Here is a 24,902-nt window from a genome sequence, read left to right on the forward strand (position 1 = left end):
GCACGCCGCCAGCGTTCATCCTGAGCCAGGATCAAACTCTCCGTAAAAAAGAAATGCATACGACACCGGGAAAACGGTGACGCAGCGAGTTTGATGCTGACCAAAGAGACAAATTCATTGCTGACTTCATCCGTTGCCAACCCCACAAGGAGGTTGGTCTTTGATCCAAAGGAATTCTCACCCCCACCGAAGTGGAGACGAGGATAATTTGGCATTTGACAAGTGCACGCTGTTGAGTTCTCAAGGATCGGATGCTCCCACGACCCAGCCATCACAGCCAGGCCCGCAGGGCAACTTCTCTATCTTACCCACCCTGTCCCACTTGTCAAATCGGCGCGCCGTGCGAATCAGAGATCCGCAGCGCAGCTGATGACAGCCGCAGAAGAGGTGGATTCCCTATCCTAGACGCAAGCGCCTGATCTCTCAAGTGAGAGTGGATCGGGAGTGGTTCTCCGCTTGAGGGGGGTGAAGCTCTTGGCTCCTCCGCTTCCCTGTGGGGCGAACAAGTAATAAGTTACGGGGGTTCTGGGGTTCTGGCAAATCGGGGCATACACCCCGGGCGTGTCGTGCAGGCACCCTCGGTGCTTTACTCCGGATCAGCCCTGATTTTCGCCGCCAGGAGCGCTCGAGAGTACGATCTGGCCATGCTCTCGCCCACCGATGATCCGACCATCAGTCCAGGGGCTGCTCTGCTCGATCGGGTCAGGATCCTGCTCGATCTCCCTCCCGTCCGTCCAGCGCTCGACACTCACGCGACAGTCCCGCTCCCCTCCAGGCTGGCGACCGCCGAGATCGCCTGGGCCAGCGTGGCCTCTGCCATGCTCGCCGCTGGGCTCTCTCCCACGGTCATCGACCCGCACCGCGTGGCCACCGCCTACCGGAGTGATCGAGTGCTCGCGATCGACGGCGTCGCTCCCCCGGTGTGGTCGCCCTACTCCGGCTTCTGGCGGACCACGGACGGATGGGTCAGGACCCATGGGAACTACCCGCATCACGCCGCCGCTCTGCGCACCGCACTCGGACTGCAGGATGACGCCGACGCCGACGCCGATGCGGTCCACGCCGCGCTCGAGGAGCGAACCACGGCTGATGCCGTCGCGGCGATCACTCGGCTCGGTGGACTCGCCGTCGCCGTGTCCGCCGAGGACCCCGCCGCTGATCGAGCCCTCCGAGCGGCTCCGCTTCTCGAGGTCCGACACATCGCCACCTCCGCACGTCGCCACCCACACCACTCACGAGCGACGGCGCCGCAAGACGATCGTCTTCCCCTCGCCGGTATGCGCGTGCTCGACCTCACCCGCGTGATCGCCGGCCCCGTCTGCACCCGCACGCTCGCCCTCCTCGGCGCCGACGTGCTGCGAATCGACCCGCCGCACCTGCCCGAGCCCGAGTGGCAGCACCTCGACACCGGACACGGCAAGCGTTCGGCGCTCCTGGATGCGCGCACCGAGCGGATGCACGAACTGCTCGCGGCCGCCGATGCCGTGGTGCTCGGCTACCGCCCCGCCGCCCTGGACCGACTCGGCCTTCACCCGGTTGTGCTCGCCGAACGGTATCCGAATCTTGTCGTCGCCCAGCTCAGCGCCTGGGGTGTGGATCATCCCGATCGCGCGGGCTTCGACAGTCTCGTGCAGGCGGCATCCGGTATCGCGCTCATCGAGTCACCGGACGGGGACCGCCCCGGCACGCTTCCCGCCCAGGCGCTCGACCACAGCGCCGGGTACCTGCTGGCCGCTGCGGTGACCACGCTGCTGCAACGCCGCATGCGCGAGGGCGGGTCCTGGTACACCGGCACGTCGCTCCGTCGCATCGCCGCCGAACTGCTCGGGATGCCGCGCGACCGGGAACCGCAAGGCGAAGTCGAGTTCGATATCCGCCCGCATCTGGCGCGGTTCGACGTCGACGGCACAGCGCTCGTGACCTCGCGACCGGCGATGACCGGTCTCGAATTCGACGCTCCGCACCCCTGGGGGTCGGATCAGCCGAGCTGGTGACGACGGCCGCGAACCGCCAGGACGACGCAGAGCACGAACGTGATCGCTCCCCAGAGTGCACATGCTGGAGGCAGCACGCGATAGGCCAGATGCTGGACGGTGAACTCCGCGTCGATCGGGCCGAACGCGATGATCCCCCAGACGAGCGCGGCGACCAGAATCACCGGAAGCGAGACCCACCACGCGATGCGCAATCCCTGCGGCAGCCACTGAGTCACACTCGTTCGCGCTTCCCGCCGACGCAGCCACAGCAGCGCCCAGACACCGATGATGAGCAGGCCGATCACACTCGACCCGTGCTGGAGCCACTTGAATCCGGGCAGCGGACCCCACATCGCATCGAGCCCGGGGAGCAACTCCACGCCGACACGACCCTCATGGGTGAAGAGATCCCAGAGGATGTGCGAGGCCACGCCGATCAGGAATGACACCGCGAGAAGCACCGGGTACCAGCGCTTCTCCCCCACGCCGACGGCTCGACCCGCGGCTTCGACGCCGCCCTCGCTCCAGTCCTCCGGCAGCCGACGCGCCAGCCACAGCGGCGCGAGTTCCGGCACTGCGGGACGCAGGATCACACGCCAGATGAGGAAGAGGACGAACGCGAGCAGTGCCGTCCACAGGACGTTGCCGAACGTGTGGGTGAACGAGTAGTTCAGCCCGACACCGCGCACGAACAGCGGCAGATCCGGCGTCATGGCACCGATCGCGATCGCCGCCGGGACCAGCGGCGTCCGGATGAACGGCAGCGCGACGAGCGCGTGACTGGGAGTGAAGGGCATCCGTCTCTGCTATCCGAAGAGCGAAAGCTCAGCCGAGGAACACGCCGGCAAGGGTCTTCTTGCCACGACGGAGTACGGACACTCCCCCGGGCAGTGTCCCCTGGACCGTGGCAGCCTCGTCTTCGACACGACTGCCGTCGAGCGTGACACCACCCTGAGCGATCGCACGCCTCGCCTCGGAGAGGCTGGCGACCAGCCCGGTCGCGACCAGGACCTCCACCACCGGGGTGCCGGCGGCGACGGTCGCGTTCGGGAGCTCTTCCAGCGCGGTGCGGAGTGTCCGCGCGTCGAGCGCGGTCAGATCGCCTTGACCGAACAGTGCCTCGGATGCCGCGATCACCGCCGCTGCCGCGTCGAGGCCGTGCACGGTCGCCACTACCTCGAGCGCGAGACGCTTCTGGGCGGCGCGGCGGAACGGCTCCGTCGCCACGAGTTCGGCGTACTCCTCGATCTCCGAGCGGCTCAGGAACGTGAAGACCTTCAGGCGGTCGACGACGTCGGAATCCGCGGTGCTCAACCAGAACTGGTACATCCGGTACGGGCTGCACATCTCGGCGTCGAGCCAGATCGCATTGCCCTCGCTCTTGCCGAACTTGGTGCCGTCGCTGTTCGTGATCAGCGGTGTGCCGATCGCATGCACGGACGATCCCTCGGCGCGGCGGATCAGATCCGTCCCGCTGGTGAGGTTGCCCCACTGGTCGGACCCACCCGTCTGCAACACGCAGTCGTACTGGCGGTAGAGCTCGAGGTAATCCATCCCCTGCAGGATCTGGTAGCTGAACTCGGTGTAGCTGATGCCCTCATCGGAGTTCAGCCGCGCGGCGACCGCATCCTTCTTGAGCATCGTGCCGACGCGGTAGTACTTGCCGATCTCCCGGAGGAAGTCGATCGCGCTCAGCGGCGCCGTCCAGTCGAGGTTGTTCACGATGCGGGCGGCGTTGTCGCCTTCGAAACTGAGGTAGCGCTCGACCTGCGCACGCAGGCGTCCGACCCACTCCTCGACGGTCTCACGCGTGTTCAATGTGCGTTCTGCCGTGGGGCGCGGATCGCCGATGAGTCCGGTGGACCCGCCGACCAGACCGAGAGGCTTGTGCCCGGCGAGCTGGATGCGACGCAGCGTGAGCAGCTGCACGAGGTTGCCCAGGTGCAGGCTCGGTGCCGTCGGGTCGAACCCGCAGTAATACGTGATGGGGTCTCCCGCGAGCAGGGCGCGCAGCGCCTCCTGGTCGGTGGACACCTGGACCAGGCCACGCCACACGAGTTCGTCCCACACGTTCTCGAACGCGGGGTCGATCGCCTGGGGTGCGGTCGTCAGATCGGGAGTTGACACGCGCTCCAGGCTATCAGCGCCGCGCACCGTCGAATCGCCTCACGCCGGCTCGTCGAGGAGAGCGATCTCCTCGTCGGACAGGGTGATCGACGCGGCATCCATCGCGACATCCAGCTGAGCGAGCTTGCTGCCGCCGAGGATGGGACGGATGCCGCGCGCGAGCTGCCACGCCAGCACGATCTGCCCTCGGCCGACGCCCCGCGCCGCCGCGATCTCGTTCAGCACCGCGAGCCGACGCGCTGTCCCGGGGTGGTCATACACCTCGGGCACGGGCTTCGCCGGGTTGTCGTAGGCGCCGGAGAGCAACGGGGTGTACGCCCAGATCTCGATCCCGTTCGCCAGGGCGAAGTCCCGCTGCTCGTCGCTCAAGACGCCGAAGGGGTGCGCGACTCCGGGAGGACGCGTCCCCGGTCGCGTGCGCAGATAGGTGCTGTTCAACTGGAACGCGTCGATGGGAACGCTGCCGATGGACCTCGCATGCGCACGGGCGCGCTCGATGCGCCAGGCCGGGTGGTTGGAGGCACCGACTCGACTCACCGTCCCGTTGGCAGTGAGCGCCGCGAGGGCGTCCACTGTGTCCTCGATGGCGACCGTCCGATCCTCCTGGTGCAACCAGAGCAGGTCGACCCTGTCGACGCCCAGGCGTTCGAGGCTGCCCTCGAGAGCAGCTCGGATCGCCCGCGGAGCGAGCCCCGCCCGGTGCTCAGGCCAGGAGCCGGGCCACAGCGGCTCGGCACCGACCTTGGTCGAGATGCGGATCTGCGCTCGTGCATCCGGTCGCGCCGCCAGCCAGCGTCCGAGCACCTCTTCGGAGGCTCCCCCCTGCCCTGTCGCGCTCGTCCAGAAGCTGTAGCAGTCGGCGGTGTCGATCCAGATGCCGCCACGGTCGACGAAGCGGTCGAGCAGAGCGAAAGAGGTCTCCTCGTCGACGAGCGTGCCGAACGACATCGCTCCGAGGACGAGCGGGGATGCAAGGGTGTTCCGGTTGGTCATGACTTCACTGTGCAACCTGGAGCGCACTCCAGGTCAAGTCCTATGCTCGAGCCATGACGACGTACACGCCGGCGGAGACCGCTGCCCGCTCCGGATTCAGCATCGATACGCTCCGGTACTACGAGCGCGAGGGCATCCTTCCCGCGGTTTCGCGCACGGCCGGCGGGCATCGTGCGTACACCGATGTCGAGCTCGGACTTCTCGAGTTCCTCAAGTGCCTCCGCGAGACCGGCATGCCGGTGGAACGACTGCGCCGCTACGGCCGGCTCTGCCAGCGCGAAGACTCCATCCCGGAGCGGATAGCGCTTCTCGAAGAGCATGCGATGACGGTCGAGAGGCAGCTCGCCGAGGTCCTCGCACAGCAGCGGCGTCTCGCGGAGAAGCTGGACTGGTACCGATCGTTGGACTGAACCGCCGTCAGCTGTGCGCCGCCCACCAGACGAGGAAGGCGGCGCCGAGGGCGATGACCCAGCTGACAAGGCTGCCCACGAGGAAGTACTCGGCTCTGGCGCCGGTCTCGCCGTCGCGGGATATCTCCGGGAAGCGCACGATCCCCTTCGCCGCCAGCATCGCCGCGAGGATCGGATATGCGGCGGCGAGCGTGAGGATCAAGACGAGGATGCGTTCGAGCGGACCGATCAGTCGCCCGCCCTGGAAGCCCGCCCGCGGATCGGGGGCGGTCTCCCCCACAGGTATCGGGCCTGCTGTCGGTTCGGCGAGGGCCTGACGCGCCTCCGCGTCATCTGACGCGGCATCGGCGACGGTGGCGGGCTCGACGGCCCGTGCGGGCTCGGCGATCTGCTCCGCGGGGCGCCAAGTGTGTTCCCCATCGAGAGCGGCACGCACCACGAGGTTCGCGGACTCGAGGAGGAACGCCGACACCCCGAGCACCAGCATCGCGAGGTCGAACGTGACCTCGCCGAACGGCGAACGCAGCTGCCACACCTCGCCGATGAGACCGGCCTGGGCGCGTGCGCCCATCGAGATCACGGCTCCGACGACGACGAGAGCGAGGACGACGGCGGGCCAGAAGCCGGCGCGCGACGCCCGCCCGTCGGGCATGCACCAGACCCAGAGCGCGCCGGACACGAGCGCGGCGATCATCGGGAGGAGAGCGTCGCTGACGCTGCCGAGCAGCAGCAGCACGACGGCCGCGGCCAGATATCCGATCCACCGCCGTGGGACGAACTGCCGCACGAGGTCTGCGGCTCCGATGGCGAGCAGGATGAATCCTGCGACGATCATGCCGACTCCCCTCTCAAAGCGTCGAGCCCCTCGATGAGCGCGGCGGATCCGGCGCGGCGCAGCGACTTCGAGACGCTCGGCTGGGAGATGCCCTCCTGGGCCGCGAGCTCCTGCTGCGAGCGTCCGACCAGGCGCCCGTACGTGAGCCGCCGCTCCCGCGCGCTCATCGCGCCCACGAGCTCGTCACGCGCGAGCAGGTAAGCATTGGAGACTGCGATCGTCGACGCCATGACCTCATCCTGGCCCGGGGCTCCGACAATCCAGGTGCGCGTGCGCGGCACGGCGCGCTGCTCACGGGAGTGCACGGTCTCGATCGCGGCCCGCGCGGCGTACCAGCCGGGCCCGTCGGCGAGCTCGCCGTGCACGGAGGCGACGGCGCGCACCTCCCCCACGCCGATGCCGAATCGGAAGGCGATCCCTTCGGGCAGTCGCAGCTGGATCAGGAAGAGTGAGCGGAGCGCATCGCCGAGCTCTCGGTAGACGCCCTGCTGCTCGTCCCCTACCGTGGGCGTCAACGGTTGCGCCGCCAGCGGGAGGTCGCTCTCGGCCTGCGCGATGGTCTCGTCCAGCACGCGCTGCGCGGCGCCGCGGTCCCCGAGTTCACGGGAGCCCACGATGTCTGCGATCACAGCGATGACCATGCGATAACCTTATCAGGAATATTCCTGGATATATGCACTATGTGGTTATGGATTGGAAATATGCCTGATTCGAGCATTCTTGCCTGGTCCGAGGGAACCTGGACCCACGCCCCCGCCGCCGTGACCGACGCCGAGCACCTCGACGTCACCGCCGTCGAAGGCAGTGACGCCTGGCGGCACACCGCCTACGGGTTCGTGCACGACACCGAACACGCCCTGCTCGCCCCGCTCGCCGTGGGCGAGGCGATGGAGGTGTCGTTCCGCGCGCCGTGGGAGGGCCAGTTCGACCAGGCCGGGGTCTTCGTACGCATCGATGACGAGCACTGGGTGAAGACCGGCGTCGAGTACGCCGACGACCACCTCGGGCTCGGCGCCGTGGTCACCGCCGGTGCGTCCGACTGGTCGGTCGGCTTCGTCGACGAGTGGCTCGACCGTGAGATCACGGTACGCGTGAGCCGGTGGACGGACGCCGTCATCGTGCGGGCGCGCGCCGACGATGAGCCGTGGCGGCTCGTGCGCGTCGCTCCGTTCGACGGCCAGGCTGCGGCATCCGCCGGGCCCTTCCTCGCCGCCCCCACTCGTGCGGGTCTCACCGTGCGCTTCACCAAGTGGGTGCGGTCCGCGGCCGACGCCGAACTGCACTGAGCTCGACACGGCCGCCGACCGCGAGTCCGGCTACAGTCCGAGTGCGTGAGCGGCGGCCTGGGCCCGGGCGACCAGCTCGGCGCGCTGCTCGGCGACGCGGACCGGTGCGGTGCCGCCGACGCCGGTCCGAGACGCGACCGAACCCTCGATCGTGAGAACCTCACGCACCTCGGGTACGAGATGCGGCGACACCGACAGCAGCAGCTCGTCGGAAGCGTCTTCCAGCCCGATCCCCTGTTCCTCGCACGCGCGCACGAGCGCACCCGAGATCTCGTGGGCGTCGCGGAACGGCACCCGCCGCTTCACGAGCCATTCCGCGACATCGGTCGCGAGCGAGAAGCCCTGCGGTGCCAGCGCCGCCATCCGCTCGGTGTCGAAACGCAGCGTGGCGACCATCCCCGCGAAGGCGGGGAGCACGACTTCGAGCGTCTGCACCGAATCGAAGACCGGCTCCTTGTCCTCCTGCAGATCGCGGTTGTACGCGAGCGGGAGTCCCTTGAGCGTGGCGAGCAATCCGGAGAGGTTGCCGATGAGACGGCCCGACTTGCCTCGGGCGAGTTCGGCGATGTCGGGGTTCTTCTTCTGCGGCATGATGCTCGACCCCGTCGAGTAGCCGTCGTCGAGGGTGACGAAACCGAACTCGCGGGTGTTCCAGAGGATGATCTCCTCGGAGAGCCGCGAGAGGTCGACTCCGGTCATCGCCGTGATGAACGCGAACTCCGCCACCACATCGCGGGCGGCCGTGCCGTCGAGAGAGTTCTCGGCCGGACGATCGAGGCCGAGCTCGGTCGCGACGAGCGCGGGGTCGAGACCGAGCGTGGAACCGGCCAGTGCTCCCCCACCGTAGGGCGAGACACCGGCGCGACGGCGCCAGTCCACGAGGCGTTCGAGCTCGCGCACCAGCGGCCAGCCGTGCGCCTGCAGGTGGTGGGCGAGGAGCACGGGCTGCGCATGCTGCAGATGCGTGCGCCCGGGGAGGATGGCATCGGGGTGCGCCTCGGCCTGGGCGACCAGCGCGTCGATCACCCGCAGGATGTCGCGGGCGATCACCCTCGCGTGGTCGATCAGGTACATGCGCACCAGCGTCGCGATCTGGTCGTTGCGGCTCCGGCCGGCACGCAGGCGGCCTCCGAGCTCAGGGCCGAGCTCGGCGATCAGTGCCTGCTCGAGGGCGCCGTGCACGTCCTCATCGGTGGGCACCGGGCGCAGAGTGCCGTCGGCCACCTTGCGCGCCACGGCATCCAGCCCGTCGTGCATCCGCCGAGCCTCATCAGGCTCGAGATACCCGGCAGCCTCGAGCGCCGTGGCATGTGCATGCGAGCCGGCGATGTCGTACGGCGCGAGGATCCAGTCGAAGTGCGTGGAGCGGCTGAGCTCCACCAGCTCGGGCGACGGCCCGGTGGCGAAGCGGGCACCCCAGAGCGCGCCCTCGTTGGTGCCTTCGTGCGTCGAGTCGGTCATCAGGCGTCCTTCTTGCCGAGCAGCCAGACCAGGAGCGCCTTCTGCGCGTGCAGTCGGTTCTCGGCCTCGTCCCAGACCACACTCTGCGGCCCGTCGATGACGGTGGAGTCGACCTCGTAGCCGCGGTCGGCGGGGAGGCAGTGGATGAAGATCGCCTCGGGATCCGCGAGGGTCATCGTCTCGGGCGTGACCTTGTAGCCGCCGAGATCGCGGATGCGCGCGAGCTTCTCCTCCTCCTTGCCCATCGACACCCAGGTGTCGGTGACGACGACGTCGGCACCCGCTGCGGCCTCCACCGGATCGGTGTACAGCGTGATCGAACCACCGGTCTCGGCGGCACGGCGGTCCGCAGCCTCGATGACATCCGCCCGCGGCGCGTAGTCCTCGGGCGACGCGATGCGCACGTGCATGCCCGCCGTCACGCCCGCGAGCGCGTAGGAGTGCGCCATGTTGCTCTGCCCATCACCGAAGAACGTGAGCGTGAGCCCCTTCAGCGCGCCCTTGTGCTCACGGATCGTCAGCAGGTCGGCTAGCAGCTGGCACGGGTGGAAGTCGTCAGAGAGCGCGTTGATCACGGGGACACGCGTGCCTGCCGCCATCTCCTCGAGCCCGGACTGCGCGTAGGTGCGCCACACGATGGCCGCGACCTGGCGCTCGAGCACCCGCGCGGTGTCGGAGGGCGTCTCCTTGCCGCCGAGCTGGCTGCTCGCGGTCGTGATGATGAGGGGCGACCCGCCGAGATCGGCGATGCCCACCGCGAACGAGACGCGGGTGCGCGTGGAGGACTTGTCGAAGATCACCGCGACGGTCTGCGGACCCGCGAGGCTCTTGTCCGCCCACCGATCCTTCTTCAGCTCGATGGCGAGATCGAGGATCTCGGCCTGCTCGGCGGGCGTCAGATCGTCGTCACGCAGCAGGTGGCGGGTCATGCGGATACCTTTCCGGCAACAGAGGCCTGGACGTCGGCGAGAGCGGCGGTGAACAGCTCGCGGAACTCGGCGAGCTCGGCGTCGCCGATCGTGAGAGCTGGTGCGATGCGCACGGTCTCGGGATTGGCGGCGTTCACGATCAGACCGCGCTCCTGCGCGGCGGCGACGACGGCACCGGCGACCGGTTCGGTCAGCGCGACGCCGACCAGCAGTCCGCGTCCGCGCACACCGTCGATCAGCGGGGAATCGATGCCGAGCAGGATCTCGCGCAGCTCCGCACCGCGGCGAGCCGCATTCTCCACCAGTCCCGCGCTCTCGATCTCGGTGAGCACCGCATCGGCGACCGCGGTCGCGAGCGGGTTGCCGCCGAAGGTGGAGCCGTGCGACCCCGGGGTGAAGAGCGAGCTGGCCGCCCCATAGGTGACCAGGGCTCCGATCGGGAAGCCGCCGCCGATGCCCTTCGCGAGGGTGATGGCATCGGGCGTGATGCCCTCATGGCTGAAGCCGAACCACGCGCCGGTGCGACCAGCGCCGGTCTGGATCTCGTCCAGGATGAGCAGCGCCCCGTGCGCGAGTGTCAGCGAGCGGGCGGCCGCGAGGTAGCCCTCCGGCAGCTCGACGACACCGGCCTCGCCCTGGATCGGCTCGACGATGATGGCGGCGACACGGTCGTCCATCGCCGCCTCCAGCGCCTCGATCGTGGCGGGGATGTGCTCGACGCCCGCAGGCATCGGCTCGAACGGCGCCCGCATCGACACCTTCGCGGTCAGTGCGAGCGACCCCATGGTGCGGCCGTGGAAGCCGTTTTCGAGAGCGAGGATGCGCGGGCGCTCGGTGCCGCCGTGCAGGCGGGCGAGCTTGAACGCGGCCTCGTTGGCCTCGGCACCCGAGTTCGAGAAGAACACCCGACCGTCGAGACCGGCACCGGCCAAGCGCTTGAGTCGCGCGGCGAGGGCGAGCTGCGGCGGCGTCGCGAAGTAGTTCGACACGTGCGCGAGCGTGGCCGCCTGCTTCGAGACAGCTTCCACGAAGACCGGGTGCGCGTGCCCGAGAGAGGTGACCGCGACGCCGGCCAGGAAGTCGAGGTGGCGTCGGCCGTCGGCGTCCCAGACGTGCGAGCCCTCGCCACGGACCAGCATCGCAAGCCGGTCCCCTGCGTTGAGCACGAGATCGCGTGCCGCGTCGTCCTGCCAGACGGTCATGCCGTCACCTCATTCTTTCCCAGGACCACTTCGGTCCCGATTCCCTTGCTGGTGAAAAGTTCGACGAGTACCGAATGCGGCACTCGGCCGTCGATGATCGCTGCCGCATCGACCCCACCCTCGACCGCGTCGAGGCAGGCCCGCATCTTCGGGATCATCCCCGATTCGAGCTTCGGCAGCATCTCGATGAGGGCTTCCGACGTGAGGTGCGAGACGAGCGAGTCGCGGTTCGGCCAGTCGGCATAGAGACCCGGCACATCCGTGAGGATCACGAGCTTGCGCGCGTTCAGCGACACCGCGAGTGCGGCGGCTGCGGCATCCGCATTGACGTTGAGCGACTGACCCGGGTGATCGAGGTCGGGCGCGATGCTCGACACGACCGGGATGCGGCCGGCGGCGAGGTGATCGAGCACGGGGGTCGGATCGACCTCCACGACATCGCCGACACGGCCGAGGTCGACCTCTTCGCCGTCGATCACGACACCGCGACGGCGTCCGCCGAAGAGACCCGCGTCCTCCCCGCTGAGACCGGTGGCGATCGGCCCGTGGGAGTTGATCTTGGTCACGAGCTGCGGGTTGACCTGACCGGTGAGCACCATGCGCACGACGCTGATCGCCTCGGTGTTGGTGACGCGGTAGCCGCCCTTGAACTCACTGGGTATCTCGAGTCGCTGCAGCATGTTCGAGATCTGCGGACCGCCGCCGTGCACGACGACCGGCAGCACTCCGACGTAGCGGAGGTAGGCGATGTCCTGCGCGAACGCGTCCTGCAGCTCCTCCGACACCATCGCGTTGCCGCCGTACTTGATGACGACGATCTGGTCGCGGAACTTCTTCAGCCACGGCAGCGACTCGATGAGGGTGGTGGCCTTCTGCGCGGCGACCTCGGCTGGTGTGTCCTGGATGTCGGTCATGAGGCGTACGCGCTGTTCTCGTGCACGTAGTCGTGGGTGAGGTCGTTCGTGAGCACGGTGGCCGTGTGATCCCCGACCTTGAGATCGATCACGAGGTGCGTGGCGCGCGGCGTCAGGTCGACCTCTTCGCGGGGGCGATCCGGGCCGCCCTCCGTGCAGACGCGCACGCCGTTCATCCACACGTCCACGTCGTACGGGTCGAACTGCGCGCTCGTGGTGCCGATCGCGGCCAGCACTCGACCCCAGTTCGGGTCGTTTCCGAAGATCGCGGCTTTGAAGAGGTTGTTGCGCGCGACCGACCGGCCGACCTCGACCGCGTCCTGCTCGGACACCGCGTGCTGCACCTCGATGGTGATGTCGTGACTGGCGCCCTCGGCGTCGCCCTGAAGCTTGACCGCCAGCTCCTGCGACAGCTCGGTCAGTGCGGCGGCGAACTCGTCGAGGTCCGGGACGACTCCGGATGCGCCATTGGCCAGCAGCGTCACCTGATCGTTCGTCGACATGCACCCGTCGGAGTCGAGCCGGTCGAAGGTCTGCCCGGTCGCGCGGCGCAGCGCCTCGTCGGCCTGCAGCGGTTCGAGGACCGCGTCGGTCGTGATCACCACGAGCATCGTGGCGAGCCCTGGCGCGAGCATTCCCGCGCCCTTCGCCATGCCTCCGATCGTCCAGCCGTCGCGGCTGATCACCGCGGTCTTCGCGACCGTGTCGGTGGTCATGATGGCCTGCGCGGCAGCGTCGCCTCCGTCGGTGCTGAGTGCGGCGATCGCCTGCTCCGTGCCGGCGAGCACCCGCTGCCGGAATGTCTCGTCGCCGGTGCCGATGAGTCCGGTCGAGCAGATCAGCACGTCACCGGCGCTCACGCCGAGGAGCTCGGCGGCCTTCTCGGCGGTCTGGTGCGTGGTCTGGAACCCGAAGGCCCCGGTGAAGCAGTTCGCCCCGCCGGAGTTGAGCACCACGGCCTCGACGATGCGGTCGGCGACGGCCTGCTGCGACCAGATGATCGGGTTCGCCTTGGCGCGGTTGCTGGTGAAGACGGCCGCGCCGACCTTGCGCGGTCCCCGGTTGACGACGACGGCGACATCGGGCTTGCCGGTGGACTTCAGGCCTGCGGCGACTCCCGCCGCCTCGAATCCTGCGGGGGCGGTGACGCTCACGGCGCGACTCCGTTCACTGAGAGGGCGCGGTTCTCGGGAAGACCCAGCGCGATGTTCATGGACTGGATGGCAGCGCCGGCGGTGCCCTTGACGAGGTTGTCGACCGCGGTGACCACCGTGACCCGGTTGGCTGCGCGATCGATCGCGAGGCCGATGAGCGCGGTGTTGGCGCCGAGCACGTCGGCCGTGCGCGGGAACCGCCCCTCGGGCAACAGCTGCACGAACGTCTCGTCGCCGTAGGCGCTCTGCCAGGCGTCGCGGATCTGCGCATCGGTCGCACCGTCGACGATCGGCGCCGTCGAGGTGGCGAGGATCCCCCGCGACATCGGGACGAGCACCGGGGTGAACGAGATGCGGATGCTCGCGGCATCCGCCCCGGACGCCGCGGCGAGCGCCTGGCGGATCTCGGGGATGTGCCGGTGGGTTCCGCCGACCGCGTAGGGGTTCGCGGTGCCGAGGATCTCGCTGCCGAGGAGGTTGGTCTTCAGGCTCTTGCCGGCTCCGGACGGGCCGACGGCCAGCACCGAGACGATGTCGGCGGGGTCGATGACTCCGGCCGCGACACCCGGGGCGAGGCTGAGGCTCACCGTGGAGGCGTTGCAGCCCGGGGCAGCGATGCGCGTCGCCCCGCGGAGGTGCTCGCGCTGCTTCACGCCGTCGACCAGAAGCTCGGGGACACCGTATGTCCACGGCTCGTGGAAGGCGCCGCCGTAGAACGCATCCCATGCCGACGCCGACGTGAGCCGGTGATCGGCGCCCGCGTCGATCACGAGGGGCGCGTCTCCCAGAGCGTCGGTGTACTGCCCCGACTGCCCGTGCGGAAGCGCGAGGAACACGATGTCGTGGCCGGAGAGGATCTCCGGCGTCGTGTCCTGCAGGGTGAGGTGCGCGAGCGAGCGCAGATGCGGCTGGTGGTCGACGAGAGGCTGTCCGGCGTTCGAATGCGCCGTGACGGTGCGGATCTCCATGTCGGGATGGTCGGCCAGGAGGCGTAGGATCTCGCCGCCTGCGTAGCCGGATGCGCCGGAGACGGCGACGGTATACGTCATGCTTCTACCTTAACGGTCGGGTCCTCCCTCGAAAGGAGGACCGGGGGCGGGGCCGGAGGCGGCGACACCGGCTCTCGACCGCCGCGCGGGCGCAGGCAGGAGGGCGGGGTCGCCTACAGTCGGCGGCCGCGGCGTCGGCGCACAGCGATGACGCTCGGAGCGAGCGTCGAAGAAGCGGTGGCGGCCGAAGGCATGTCGCGACAGTAGCGCGGCCCCGGCAGCCACCGCAAATCCGGACTGTCATCCGCGGGGCGGCGACTCCAGCGGAGCGGCGAAGAAGGCACGCTCATGCGCGCTCGATGACACGAACGCCCGCCGCATCCTCGTCCTGGTGTCGTCATCCGCCGCCGCAGCGGCCGCGGTCGCGTAGCCGATCGCCGCGCGGGTCGCCTCCTCGAAGGCGGGATCGGCGTAGGTCGTGAGCCAGGACGCATAGGGGTGCTGCGAATCGGTCGCGTATTCACCGAACTCTCCCGCGTGCAGGCGCCGGCCGAGATCGGTGTAGAGCCAGAAGCACGGGAGCACGGCGGCGACGATCTCGGCGTAGTCGCCGCCGAAGGCCACGGACCGCAGGTGATCGAGATACGCCGTCGTCGCCGACGAGGGCTCCGCCGCGAACGTCGCCGCGCTCACCCCCTGCGACGGGGTCAGCCACGACGCGTGCAGTTCGAGCTCGCCGACGATCGAACCGTGGGCGGAGTCCGCCCAGAACGCCTGCTCGGCCGAGGTCGGCGCGAGGCGGGCGGCTTCGGCCAGCACCCGGGCATAGTCGCGCAGATACAGCGCGTCCTGGGCGAGGAACGACAGGAACGGCGCGCGCTCGAGAGAGCCGTCGGCGAGCGCGCGGATGAACGGCAGCTCGTCGATCCCCGCGCGGATGCCGGCGATCTCCTGCCACCAGTCCGCGGCGATGTCGGTCGACCCCGGTCGCGTCGCCGTGCCACCACGCTCCCAGAGTCCGGCGAAGTGGCTGATCGGGCCGTGTCCGCGTCCCACGCGCAGCCCGTCCCCCGCGCGGAGGGATTCGCGCAGCCAGGCGCGTGCCGCGCGGACCGCCTCCTCGGGCTCACTCCCCTGCGCCAGCAGCGTGGCCAGGGCCGAAGAGAGCGAGCAGCCCGTGCCGTGCGTGCTCGACGTCACGATGCGCGGCCCGGTGAACTCCTGACGCAGCCCGCGCCGCGCGTCGACCAAGGCGTCCGGGGCCTCGTCGCCTGTCAGATGACCGCCCTTGACGAGCACGGCGGCACCGATCTCGGCCGACAGTTCCTCGGCGGCGACGATGCCGTCCGCCCAGTCGACGATGTCACGGCCGGACAGCACCGCGAGCTCGGCGAGATTCGGGGTGATCAGCGTCGCGCGGCCGAGCAGACCGCGCAGCTCCGCCTCGGCATCCGGCGACAGGAGCCGGTCCCCCGAGGTCGCGACCATGACCGGATCGAGCACGACGACAGGCGGACGCACCCGGTCGAGCCACTCGCCCACCGCGCGGATCACCTCGGTCTCGGCGAGCATCCCGATCTTCACCGCGTCGATCACGATGTCGTCCGACACCGCGTCGAGCTGCGCGCGGAGGAAGTCCACCGGCGGCACATGCACCGCCCGCACACCCTGTGTGTTCTGCGCGGTCAGCGCCGTGAGGACGGCCATGCCGTACCCGCCGTTCGCGGCGATGGACTTGAGGTCGGCCTGGACGCCCGCTCCTCCCGATGGGTCGCTCCCCGCGATGCTGAGCACGCGCGGCACGGAGCCCGCGAGCCACCGTCGCCGGAATTCGCGGGCGGCCTCGGCGGGATCGTCGGCCGCGCACAGTGCCGAGACCACGGCGAGCCCGGCAGCGCCGGCCTCACGAAGCGCCTCGGTGTCGTCGATGCCGACGCCACCGATCGCCACGCACGGGAGCGGGCTGCGCGTCACGAAGTCACGGAACCCGTCCACGCCGAGGGGCTCGGGGTGATCCGGCTTGGTCGAGGTCGGACGGATCACCCCGACGCCGAGATAGTCGACGGTGCCGGCAGGCAACGCGAGAACCGCGTCGAGGTGCGCTGCACTGTTCGCGGTGAGGCCGATCAGCGCATCCGGCCCGAGAGCCTCGCGCGCCCGCAGCACCGACGCGTCCCCCTGCCCCAGGTGCACGCCGTCGACGCGTGCACCGCGGGCGCGGGCGGCGATGGCGGCATCCAGTCGGTCGTTCACGACGAGCAGTGCGCGTCCGTCGATGGCCTGCGACAGGGCAAGCAGCTGCTCGGCCGTCTCGGCATCGGATGCGGTCTTGTCGCGGAGCTGCACGATGCGCACGCCCCCGTCGACGGCACGGCGGACGGTATCGACGACGCCGCGGTCTCCGCAGAGCGTGGGATCGGTGACCAGGTAGAGGGAGAGATCGGCGTTCACAGCGCCCCCACCTCCACACGGGCGTCCGCGATCACGTCGGCGGGGCCCACGGTGGCGAGGGCGTCCAACAGCGCCACGGCGAAGCTGCCGGGGCCGGTCGCGATCGCGGCGGCGCGCTCGGCCGCGATCGTGTACACGAGGCTCGCGGCGGCGACGGCCGTGAGCGCGTCGTGCTCGGTGTTCCGCGCGGCACCGAGGAATGCCGCCATCACCGCCCCGAGAGCGCAGCCCCCGCCGGTGACCTTGGTCAGCAGCTCGTGCCCGTTCGCGAGGCGCAGCACCCGCTCCCCATCGGTGAGGAAGTCGATCGGACCAGACACGGCGATCACGGCACCCGTCCGTCGCGCGAGAGCAGCGGCCGCGTCGGCTGCGCTATCCGTGCTGTCGGTGGCATCCACTCCGCGACCACCGGCGCTGAGGCCGGCGAGCGCGAGGATCTCCGAAGCGTTGCCGCGGATCGCCGTCGGACGCTGCTCCGCCAGCCGGTGCGCCAAGGCGGTGCGGATCGGCAGTGCCCCGATCGCGACCGGATCGAGCACCCATGGGGTTCCGGATGCCGCGGCCCCGGCGACGGCCTCGAGGCTCGCCGCGCGCTGCTCGGGGGTGGGCGTCCCCAGGTTGATCAGCACACCGGAGGCGACACCGGCGAACATCTCGGCCTCTCCGACGATGTCGACCATGGCGGGCGCAGCGCCGAGCGCGAGCAGTACGTTGGCGGTGAACCCGGTGACGACCGTGTTGGTGATGCAATGGGTCAACGGTGGCGTCTCGCGCAGCACCCCCCACAGGGCCGCGGCGGCGGCGGGGAGATCGGTGGTGGAATCAGGACGCAGAAGATCGCTCATCGCGACATCCCTTCGCTAGTACGAACTAGATCAGGTTCGACGGGTCTGTTCTCAGCCGCGGATGCGGCACCCCGTGTCACTGCTCGCAGTCTAGCGATCGGCCAGCAGAGCCGACTCCTCCGCCCGCGTGAGTCCGGCACGGCGGTCGCGGTCGATGCCGCGCGCCCGCTCATCGGCCACGACGGCTCGGATGGTGTCGGTCAGAGGGCGCAGCCGACCACCCGCTTCGCGGTACGCCGAGTTCGACCGGGTCATGAAGCCCGTCATCTCCGGCGGCAGCCACAGCGGTAGTGATCTCGGTCCCGCCCAGTGCGCGACCTCGCGTGCGACGAGCCACTCCTCCTCGGCGACGACGGTCTCGCCGGTCTGGCCTGCTGCCGCGCGAACCGCCTGCAGCACGTCGCCGAGGGAATGCCCGTCCCCGATGGCGTTGACCGGCCCGCTCCTGGTCGTCGCGACGAGGAAGTCAGCGAGGTCGTCCACGTCGATCACCTGGGCGCTCCTCCCCTCGAGCGGCGGCAGCAGCACCGGCCCGATACCCGCCCGTGCGAAGGCGGCTGCCCAATACCCGAATCGATCGCTCGGGTCGCCGTCGCCCACGATGAGCCCGGGTCGCACGATGAGCGCACGATCGCCCAGGGCACCCACGGCGTCTTCCGCTGCCGCCTTCTGCGCCCCGTACTCGTACTCGTCACCGGGCCGGGCGGGCGGATGCCGCGGAGCCGACTCGTCCGCACCGACCGTCTCGTCGTCGGAGTAGACCGACATGGAGGACACGTAGGTCCATCGCGCGGCTCGCTCTCCGAGAGCGTCGACGGCCGCTACGGCGTGAGACGCCTGCGACGAGATATCCACCACGTGGTCCCAGTCCCGTCGGGCGAGCTCGGTGTACGCCGCGGGATCGTCGCGGTCGCCACGCACGAGCACGGCCCCGTCGGGCGCAGGCCTCCCGCCGCGGGCGAGACAGGTCACCATCGCTCCCGCATCCCGCCATCGGCGAGCGATGCGCCCGGAGAGCCAGCCCGTTCCCCCGAGGATCAACACGTCGGTCATGGACCCATGTCACCAGGAAGCCGACGCGTAAAGAAGTCCTTCCGCTCAGAGCAGAGCGAGACGGGCGCCCCGACCATCGGGGCGCCCGTCTTGAGCGAAGTCGCGCTCAGTCGCGCAGTGCGGCTCCGAAACGCTGGGCAGCGACCTCGACACCGGCGAGCTTGGCCGCCGTGGCCTCGGCTGCCGTGAGCGTACGGTCGTCCGCGCGGAAGCGCAGTGCGAACGTCAGGCTCTTCGAGCCTTCCGGCACACCTTCGCCGCGGTAGTCGTCCACCAGTCGCACCGATTCGAGCAGCGCACCCGCACCCTCGGCGAGTGCGGCCTGCACGTCGGCGGCCGGCACCTCCGCGGGCAGCGTGAGCGAAACGTCCTGGGTGGCGGCGGGGAAAGTCGACAGCGAGGCCGCGACGACCCGCCCACCCGCGAGCGTCAGGATGCGGTCGAGGTCGAGCTCGAGCACGGTCGCGCGTCCGGGGAGATCAGCATCCTCGGCCACGGCGGGGTGCAGCTCGCCGACGTAGCCGACCTCTTCACCGGCCACACGCAGCGATCCGGTACGACCCGGGTGCAGTGCTGCACGCTCAGCCTGAATCACATCGATCTCGACTCCGGCTGCTGCCGCGATCACACGGACCGCGTCCAGCGCCTCGGTCAGGCCGGCGGCCTCGGCGGGGCGTCCGGGCTGACGCGGCGCAACGTGGCCCGTGAGCAGCGCCGAGACGAACCGGTGCTGCGGCGGGATCGAGGAGTTCAATGCCGCGAGTGTCTCGTCCGACGGACGCTCACCCAGCGGCGGCACGTCGTCAGTGCCGTACTCGACACCCGGCTCCGGGAGGAACACGGCACCCGTCTCGAAGATCGCCAGGTCGGTGAGTCCGCGCGAGATGTTGCGGTGCGCGGTCTGCAGCAGGCCAGGGATGAGCGAGCGGCGCAGGAACGGCGCCTGCCCGTCGAGCGGGTTCGCCAGGCGGATGCTCGGCAGGTGCTCTCCCGAGGCGGAGCCGTGGAGGTCGTTCTGCACCTCGGTCGTGAACGGGAACGACGGTGTCTCGACCAGACCGGCGGCCGCGAGGGCGTCGGCCACGCGACGGCGACCCTGCTGATGTGCGGTGAGCCCACGACCGGATGGCGGCGTCGGCAGCACGGAGGGAATGCGGTCGAGGCCGTGGATACGGGCGACCTCCTCGGCGAGCGTCCACTTGTCGGTGAGGTCGGGGCGCCAGGTCGGCGGGATCACGGTCCAGCCGGAGCCGTCCTCCGAAGCGGCGACGTCCGCGCCGATGGTGGTCAGCGCACCGGCGATCTCGTCGTCGGTGTAGTCGACGCCGATGAGTCCCTGCACGAAGCCCGCCGGGAGCGCGATGTCTTCGACGAAGACCTCGGCGAACAGCGCACCGCCCTCTTCGGTCAGAGTGCCACCGGCGAGCTCGACCATCAGGTCGGCGGCCCGGCGCGCGGCCACGAACGGGATGAGCGGGTCGACGCCGCGCTCGAAGCGCTTGGACGCCTCGCTCGGCAGCTTGTGCCGACGTGCCGTACGGGCGATCGTGATCGGGTCGAAGTTCGCCGCCTCGATGAGCACGTTCCGCGTGGTCTCGCTCATCTCGGTGGTGCCGCCGCCCATGACGCCGGCCAGACCGATCGGGCCGGACCCGTCGGTGATGAGCAGGTCTTCGACGTGCAGAGCGCGTTCGACGCCGTCGAGGGTGGTCATCTTCTCGCCGGGGGTGGCACGGCGGACCGTGATTCCACCCGCGAGCTTGTCGAGGTCGTAGCCGTGCAGCGGCTGCCCCAGCTCGAGCATCACGTAGTTGGTGATGTCGATCAGGATGCCGAGCGAGCGCATGCCCGCGAGGCTGAGCCGCGCGATCATCCACGGCGGGGTCGGACGCGAGGGGTCGACGTCACGCACGACGCGGGTCACGAACTCACTCGCACCGACACGGCCGCGCACGGGGGCGACGTCGTCGACCACGGTGGTGTGCCCGGTGCCGGGCTGCAGCTCCGCGAAGTCGCGCTCCGCCGGGTCGCGGAAAGTCGCCCCCGTGGCGTGCGCGTACTCGCGGGCGACACCGCGCAGAGAGAAGGCATAACCGCGGTCGGGCGTGACGTTGATCTCGACCGCGACGTCGTCGAGGCCCAGCAGGGCGATCGCGTCGGCACCGACGGGCGCGTCGATGCCGAGGTCGGAGAGCACGACGATGCCGTTGTGCTCGTCGCCGAGGCCCAGCTCGCGCGCCGAGGCGATCATGCCGTCGGAGACGTGACCGTAGGTCTTGCGGGCGGCGATCGGGAACGGCCCCGGCAACACGGCGCCGGGCAGGGTGACGACGACCTTGTCTCCGGCGACGAAGTTGTGCGCGCCGCAGACGATCCCGCGGATGCCGCCGTTCGCCTCGCCCACATCGACCTGGCACCAGTTGATGGTCTTGCCGTTGGACTGCGGCTCGGCCTCGATCGAGACGACCTGCCCGACGACGACGGGACCTGCGATCTCGAAGCGATGCACGTCCTCCTCTTCGAAGCCGACGGTCACCAGTGCCGCGAGGACATCCTCGGGCGTGGCATCCGCTGCCAGATCGACGTACTCACGCAACCACGAAAGCGGGACGCGCATCACACCACCATCCCGAACTGCTCGCTGAAACGGACATCACCCTCGGCCATGTCGCGCATGTCCTGCACGTCGCTGCGGAACATCAGTCCCCGCTCGATGCCCATGCCGAACGCGAAGCCGCTGTACACCTCGGGGTCGATCCCCGCCGCGCGCAGCACGTTCGGGTTGACCATGCCGCAGCCGCCCCACTCGATCCAGCGCGCGCCGCCCTTGAAGGTCGGGTGCCACAGGTCGAGCTCGGCGGAGGGCTCGGTGAAGGGGAAGTAGTTGGTGCGGAAGCGCGTCTCGGCCTCGGGGCCGAAGAGCTGCTTCGCGAAGTGATCGAGCGTGCCCTTGAGGTGCGCCATCGTGATGCCCTTGTCGATCACGAGACCCTCGAACTGCGTGAACACCGGCAGGTGCGTGGCGTCGAACTCGTCGGTCCGGTACACCCGTCCCGGGCAGAGCACATAGATCGGCACCTCACGGTCGAGCATCGACCGCACCTGCACCGGGCTCGTGTGCGTGCGCATCACGAGGTGACGCGAGGGCGGGTCGACGTAGAACGTGTCCTGCTCCTGGCGGGCGGGGTGGTCGACGTCGAAGTTCAGGGCGTCGAAGTTGAACCACTCGTGCTCCAGCTCCGGTCCCTCCGCGATCTCCCAGCCCATGCCGACGAAGATGTCGCAGACCTGGTCCTGGAGCAACGTGAGCGGATGCCGGGCCCCCACCCGAGTGCGCGAGGGCACGGCGGTGATGTCGATGCGCTCGGACTCGAGGCGTGCGGCGACCTCTGCGGCGGACAGCTCGGCCTCTTTGGCGGCGAGCGCCTGCGTCACCTGCCCGCGCCCCTGGCCCACGAGCTTGCCGAACGCGGCCTTGTTCTCGGGGGCGACCTGGCGCATCGAGGCGTTCAGGACCGCGAGCGGCGAACCCTCCGCGACATGTGCGGCACGAGCCGCCTTCAGCTCGGCGGTGTCTGCGGCTGCGGCGATCGCCGCGAGGGCGTCGGCGACAGCGGCTTCGACCGCTTCCGGGGTGATTTCAGGAGACTCTGACACGAGAATCGAGTCTACCGGGGGCGCGCAGGTCCCTTTCGCGGATCAGCGCGTCGGCTCGGCGCCATCCCCCTGCAGCACGATGAGCGAGGTGTTCGTCTCGCCGCCGTGCTGACGGGGATCGGGCACGGCGGGTCCGGCCTTCGGCGAGCGCTTGGCGCGACGCTGCAGACGGTAGGCGACGTAGGAGAGCAGGAGACACACGGCCACGTACATCGATCCGCCGATGATCGCGGCGGGGATCAGGGGCGACCCGTAGGGCGCCTGGTTGCCGATCTGGTTGATGACGTAGAGGAGTTCCTGGTACGTGATGATGAAGCCGAGCGCGGTGTCCTTCAGCGCGACGACGAGCTGCGCGATGATGACGGGCATCATGGCCCGCACCGCCTGCGGGATCAGGATGAAGTACATCACCCCGGTCTTGCGCAGTCCGATGGCGTAACCCGCTTCCTGCTGTCCGCGAGGAAGCGACTCGATGCCGGCGCGCAGCACCTCGGCGAGGACCGACCCGTTGTAGACGATGAGCGCGATGACGACCGCCCAGTACGGCGGCATCTTCACACCGAGCACGGGCAGGCCGTAGTACAGCAGCATCATCAGCACGAGGACGGGCACGGCCCGGAGCACCTCGATGATCCAGCGAACCGGCTCACGCACCCAGGCGTGCTCCGAGAGACGACCGATGCCGAGCACGAAGCCGAGGATGATCGATCCGACGCCCGCGGCACCGAAGGCGGCCAGCGTGGCCATCAGTCCTTCACCGAAACGGACCCAGACGGCGGAGAACGTGAAGATGTTCCACTTCTCGGCGGTGAACTGCCCGGTGGCGAACAGCCGCCACACGACCCAGCCGAGCACGGCGAGGACGACGACGACCGTCGCGACTCCGATGAGACGGTTGCGGGCGATGGCCCGGGGGCCGGGGACATCGAACAGGACGGAACTCATCGCGCGATCCTCCACTTGTTCTCGAGCGTGCGCTGCACCCATGCGAGCAGCAGCACCAACACCACGAAGATGACCATGACCCACAGCAGGACGACGAGGGCGTTCTCGCCGCGCTCGCTGAGTGCCGCGCGGATGGTGCCGAGGTTGACGACCGAGAAGCCGGCCGCCACCGTGGTGTTCTTCATGAGGGCGATCAGGACGCTCATCATCGGCGGGACCACCGAGCGCGTGGCCTGCGGAAGGATGACGTAGCGCATGACCTGGCCGAAGTTGAGGCCGATCGCCCGCGCCGCCTCGGCCTGCCCGACCGGCACCGTGTTGATGCCGGCCCGCAGAGCCTCGGCGACGTAGGTCGCCGTGTAGAGCCCGAGCGCGATGACCGCCAGCAGTAAGGCGTTCACCCGCTCGCCGAGAAGGATCGGCAGGCAGAACGCGAAGAAGAACATGACGAGGGTGAGCGGGGTGTTGCGGATCCAGTTCACGTAGATGCCGCCGACTGCCCGGGCGATCGGCACCGGGGAGACCCGGGCCGCTCCCACGATCAGTCCCAGCACCAGGGCGATGAGGCCGCCGCCCAGGAACAGCACGATCGTTCCCCACAGTGCTTCACCCCAGAGATCGAGGTGGTCGCTGATGACTCCCACGGCTGCTCCTGTCGATTCGTGTTCTCGCGATGACCCTGCTGATGGAGGGGGCGGCCGATGGTGTCGGCCGCCCCCACACGATCAACCGATCGGGTCGACCTCAGGCTGGGTCGCCTTGACGCCGGAGGCACCGAGGTTGTTGTCGAAGATCTGCTGCCAGATGTCGCCGCCGTCGGTCAACTGGGTATTGAAGTACTCGGCCAGAGCGTCATCGCCCTTGGCGAGGCCGATGCCGTAGCGCTCCTCGCTGAACGGCTCGCCGACGACCTTGAGCTTCTCCGGGTCCTGAGCCGCGTAGCCGATGAGGATCGCCTCGTCGGTGGTGACGGCATCCACCTGCCCGTTCTTGAGGTCCTCGACGCACTTCGAGTACGTGTCGTACTCCTTGGTCGGGACATCCGGGTAGTTGGTGTTGATGTTCTGGATCGGCGTCGAGCCGGTCACGGAGCAGACCGTGGTCGAGTCGTTCAGGTCGTCCACGCTCTCGATGTCGCTGTCGGCGCCGACGAGCAGGCCCTGTCCGGTGAGGAAGTAGGGGCCGGCGAAGGAGATCTGCTCCTTGCGCTTGTCGGTGATCGAGTAGGTGCCGACGTAGTAGTCGATGTCACCGTTCACGATCGCCTGCTCGCGGTTCGCCGAGGCGATCGCCGTGAACTCGATCGTCTCCGGGTCGACCCCGAGCGATGCCGCCATCCAGCGGGCGATGTCGACGTCGAAGCCGGTGCGGTCGCCGGTGACCGGGTCGAGGTAGCCGAGGCCCGGCTGGTCTTCCTTCACTCCGACCTTGATCGTGCCGGAGGACGAGATCCGATCGAACGTCGGGCTCCCGTCGATGCTGACATCCTCGAGGACCGTCCACGGCGTGCCGGAGGTCTCCTCCTCGCCGCCGTCTTCCGGGGCTCCCGAGCTCGACGGCGTGCCGCTATTGCAGGCCGTGAGCGCGAGCAGTGCCACCGCTGCGATTCCGATGCCTGCCAGTGTCCGTGTGCGTCGCATGTGCGTCTCCTTCGTGTGCTGTGTGTGCAGGGTCT

Annotated in this window: 23 protein-coding genes and 1 riboswitch; of the genes, 3 read left to right on the plus strand and 20 right to left on the minus strand. The window is 69.3% G+C overall.

Features of this window, described 5'->3' with window-relative positions; genetic code table 11:
- On the minus strand, positions 1-215 hold a 215-nt coding region (locus HCX50_RS19740), incomplete at its 3' end, for a hypothetical protein (RefSeq protein ID WP_205829307.1).
- Between the two features lie 429 nt (positions 216-644).
- Between HCX50_RS19740 and HCX50_RS15700 the strand changes: the two genes are divergently transcribed.
- Positions 645-1,994 carry a CoA transferase gene (locus HCX50_RS15700; RefSeq protein WP_237682545.1) on the plus strand — a complete coding sequence of 450 codons (1,350 nt, stop codon included), beginning with the start codon at positions 645-647 and terminating at the stop codon, positions 1,992-1,994.
- On the opposite strand, the gene HCX50_RS15705 is transcribed toward HCX50_RS15700, so the two are convergent.
- From HCX50_RS15705 to HCX50_RS15715, 3 genes are read right to left on the minus strand one after another with little or no spacing between them, the layout of a single operon-like run.
- Positions 1,979-2,773, minus strand: a complete 795-nt coding sequence (locus HCX50_RS15705) for a DUF4184 family protein (protein WP_167634998.1) — start codon at positions 2,771-2,773, stop codon at positions 1,979-1,981. The genes HCX50_RS15700 and HCX50_RS15705 overlap by 16 nt on opposite strands.
- A gap of 28 nt (positions 2,774-2,801) precedes the next feature.
- Entirely contained in the window at positions 2,802-4,103 is a 1,302-nt protein-coding gene (gene tyrS / locus HCX50_RS15710) for a tyrosine--tRNA ligase (protein WP_337749886.1), read from the minus strand.
- Positions 4,104-4,142: 39 nt separating this feature from the next.
- Positions 4,143-5,096 carry an aldo/keto reductase gene (locus HCX50_RS15715; protein WP_167634999.1) on the minus strand — a complete coding sequence of 318 codons (954 nt, stop codon included), beginning with the start codon at positions 5,094-5,096 and terminating at the stop codon, positions 4,143-4,145.
- 53 nt (positions 5,097-5,149) lie between these two features.
- Between HCX50_RS15715 and HCX50_RS15720 the strand changes: the two genes are divergently transcribed.
- Complete coding sequence (locus HCX50_RS15720) at positions 5,150-5,506, plus strand: MerR family transcriptional regulator (protein ID WP_091030470.1); 357 nt, start codon at positions 5,150-5,152, stop codon at positions 5,504-5,506.
- Between the two features lie 7 nt (positions 5,507-5,513).
- Here HCX50_RS15720 and HCX50_RS15725 read toward each other — a convergent pair whose 3' ends face one another.
- Together HCX50_RS15725 and HCX50_RS15730 are read right to left on the minus strand one after the other, a co-directional pair.
- Entirely contained in the window at positions 5,514-6,341 is an 828-nt protein-coding gene (locus HCX50_RS15725; protein WP_167635000.1) for a hypothetical protein, read from the minus strand.
- A complete protein-coding gene (locus HCX50_RS15730) occupies positions 6,338-6,982 on the minus strand; it encodes a SatD family protein (RefSeq protein ID WP_091030464.1) in 645 nt (214 codons plus the stop codon). Before HCX50_RS15730 ends, HCX50_RS15725 begins: the two co-directional genes overlap by 4 nt.
- A 60-nt stretch (positions 6,983-7,042) precedes the next feature.
- Here HCX50_RS15730 and HCX50_RS15735 point away from each other — a divergent pair, with 60 nt between their 5' ends.
- Positions 7,043-7,627, plus strand: coding sequence for a DUF1349 domain-containing protein (locus HCX50_RS15735; RefSeq protein ID WP_167635001.1), 585 nt, complete (start codon positions 7,043-7,045; stop codon positions 7,625-7,627).
- Positions 7,628-7,657: 30 nt separating this feature from the next.
- Here the strand turns inward: HCX50_RS15735 and argH are convergent, their stop codons facing one another.
- The 14 genes from argH to HCX50_RS15805 all read right to left on the minus strand — a co-directional run bounded on the left by argH (position 7,658) and on the right by HCX50_RS15805 (position 24,867).
- Positions 7,658-9,088: an argininosuccinate lyase gene (gene argH, locus HCX50_RS15740; protein WP_091030458.1), complete on the minus strand. Its 1,431-nt coding sequence runs from the start codon at positions 9,086-9,088 to the stop codon at positions 7,658-7,660.
- Complete coding sequence (gene argF / locus HCX50_RS15745) at positions 9,088-10,017, minus strand: ornithine carbamoyltransferase (RefSeq protein WP_091030455.1); 930 nt, start codon at positions 10,015-10,017, stop codon at positions 9,088-9,090. Before argF ends, argH begins: the two co-directional genes overlap by 1 nt.
- Positions 10,014-11,219 carry an acetylornithine transaminase gene (locus HCX50_RS15750; protein WP_167635002.1) on the minus strand — a complete coding sequence of 402 codons (1,206 nt, stop codon included), beginning with the start codon at positions 11,217-11,219 and terminating at the stop codon, positions 10,014-10,016. Before HCX50_RS15750 ends, argF begins: the two co-directional genes overlap by 4 nt.
- Positions 11,216-12,133 carry an acetylglutamate kinase gene (argB, locus tag HCX50_RS15755; protein WP_091030447.1) on the minus strand — a complete coding sequence of 306 codons (918 nt, stop codon included), beginning with the start codon at positions 12,131-12,133 and terminating at the stop codon, positions 11,216-11,218. Before argB ends, HCX50_RS15750 begins: the two co-directional genes overlap by 4 nt.
- The gene (gene argJ / locus HCX50_RS15760; RefSeq protein ID WP_091030442.1) at positions 12,130-13,287 is read right to left on the minus strand and encodes a bifunctional glutamate N-acetyltransferase/amino-acid acetyltransferase ArgJ; all 1,158 of its coding nucleotides are present in this window, start codon (positions 13,285-13,287) and stop codon (positions 12,130-12,132) included. Before argJ ends, argB begins: the two co-directional genes overlap by 4 nt.
- Positions 13,284-14,336 carry an N-acetyl-gamma-glutamyl-phosphate reductase gene (gene argC / locus HCX50_RS15765; RefSeq protein ID WP_167635003.1) on the minus strand — a complete coding sequence of 351 codons (1,053 nt, stop codon included), beginning with the start codon at positions 14,334-14,336 and terminating at the stop codon, positions 13,284-13,286. The genes argJ and argC overlap by 4 nt, the downstream gene beginning before the upstream one ends.
- A 240-nt stretch (positions 14,337-14,576) precedes the next feature.
- Positions 14,577-16,727, minus strand: coding sequence for a bifunctional hydroxymethylpyrimidine kinase/phosphomethylpyrimidine kinase (locus tag HCX50_RS15770; protein ID WP_167635004.1), 2,151 nt, complete (start codon positions 16,725-16,727; stop codon positions 14,577-14,579).
- Positions 16,724-17,572 (minus strand): hydroxyethylthiazole kinase, encoded by an 849-nt coding sequence (thiM, locus tag HCX50_RS15775; RefSeq protein ID WP_167635005.1) that lies wholly within the window; start codon positions 17,570-17,572, stop codon positions 16,724-16,726. The genes HCX50_RS15770 and thiM overlap by 4 nt, the downstream gene beginning before the upstream one ends.
- Positions 17,563-17,656, minus strand: a riboswitch (TPP riboswitch). Its footprint overlaps the gene before it by 10 nt.
- A 6-nt stretch (positions 17,657-17,662) precedes the next feature.
- Positions 17,663-18,625, minus strand: a complete 963-nt coding sequence (locus tag HCX50_RS15780) for an NAD-dependent epimerase/dehydratase family protein (protein WP_091030428.1) — start codon at positions 18,623-18,625, stop codon at positions 17,663-17,665.
- 106 nt (positions 18,626-18,731) lie between these two features.
- Complete coding sequence (pheT, locus tag HCX50_RS15785; RefSeq protein ID WP_091030424.1) at positions 18,732-21,242, minus strand: phenylalanine--tRNA ligase subunit beta; 2,511 nt, start codon at positions 21,240-21,242, stop codon at positions 18,732-18,734.
- Positions 21,242-22,282, minus strand: a complete 1,041-nt coding sequence (pheS, locus tag HCX50_RS15790; RefSeq protein ID WP_167635006.1) for a phenylalanine--tRNA ligase subunit alpha — start codon at positions 22,280-22,282, stop codon at positions 21,242-21,244. The genes pheT and pheS overlap by 1 nt, the downstream gene beginning before the upstream one ends.
- A 42-nt stretch (positions 22,283-22,324) precedes the next feature.
- Positions 22,325-23,227, minus strand: coding sequence for an amino acid ABC transporter permease (locus HCX50_RS15795; RefSeq protein WP_167635007.1), 903 nt, complete (start codon positions 23,225-23,227; stop codon positions 22,325-22,327).
- Positions 23,224-23,871, minus strand: coding sequence for an amino acid ABC transporter permease (locus tag HCX50_RS15800; RefSeq protein ID WP_091030416.1), 648 nt, complete (start codon positions 23,869-23,871; stop codon positions 23,224-23,226). Before HCX50_RS15800 ends, HCX50_RS15795 begins: the two co-directional genes overlap by 4 nt.
- Positions 23,872-23,952: 81 nt before the next feature.
- Positions 23,953-24,867: a glutamate ABC transporter substrate-binding protein gene (locus HCX50_RS15805; protein WP_091030413.1), complete on the minus strand. Its 915-nt coding sequence runs from the start codon at positions 24,865-24,867 to the stop codon at positions 23,953-23,955.
- Positions 24,868-24,902 lie beyond the last annotated feature (35 nt).

The sequence above is a fragment of the Microbacterium sp. B19(2022) genome (genome assembly GCF_012030385.1).
Classification (GTDB): domain Bacteria; phylum Actinomycetota; class Actinomycetes; order Actinomycetales; family Microbacteriaceae; genus Microbacterium; species Microbacterium oxydans_B.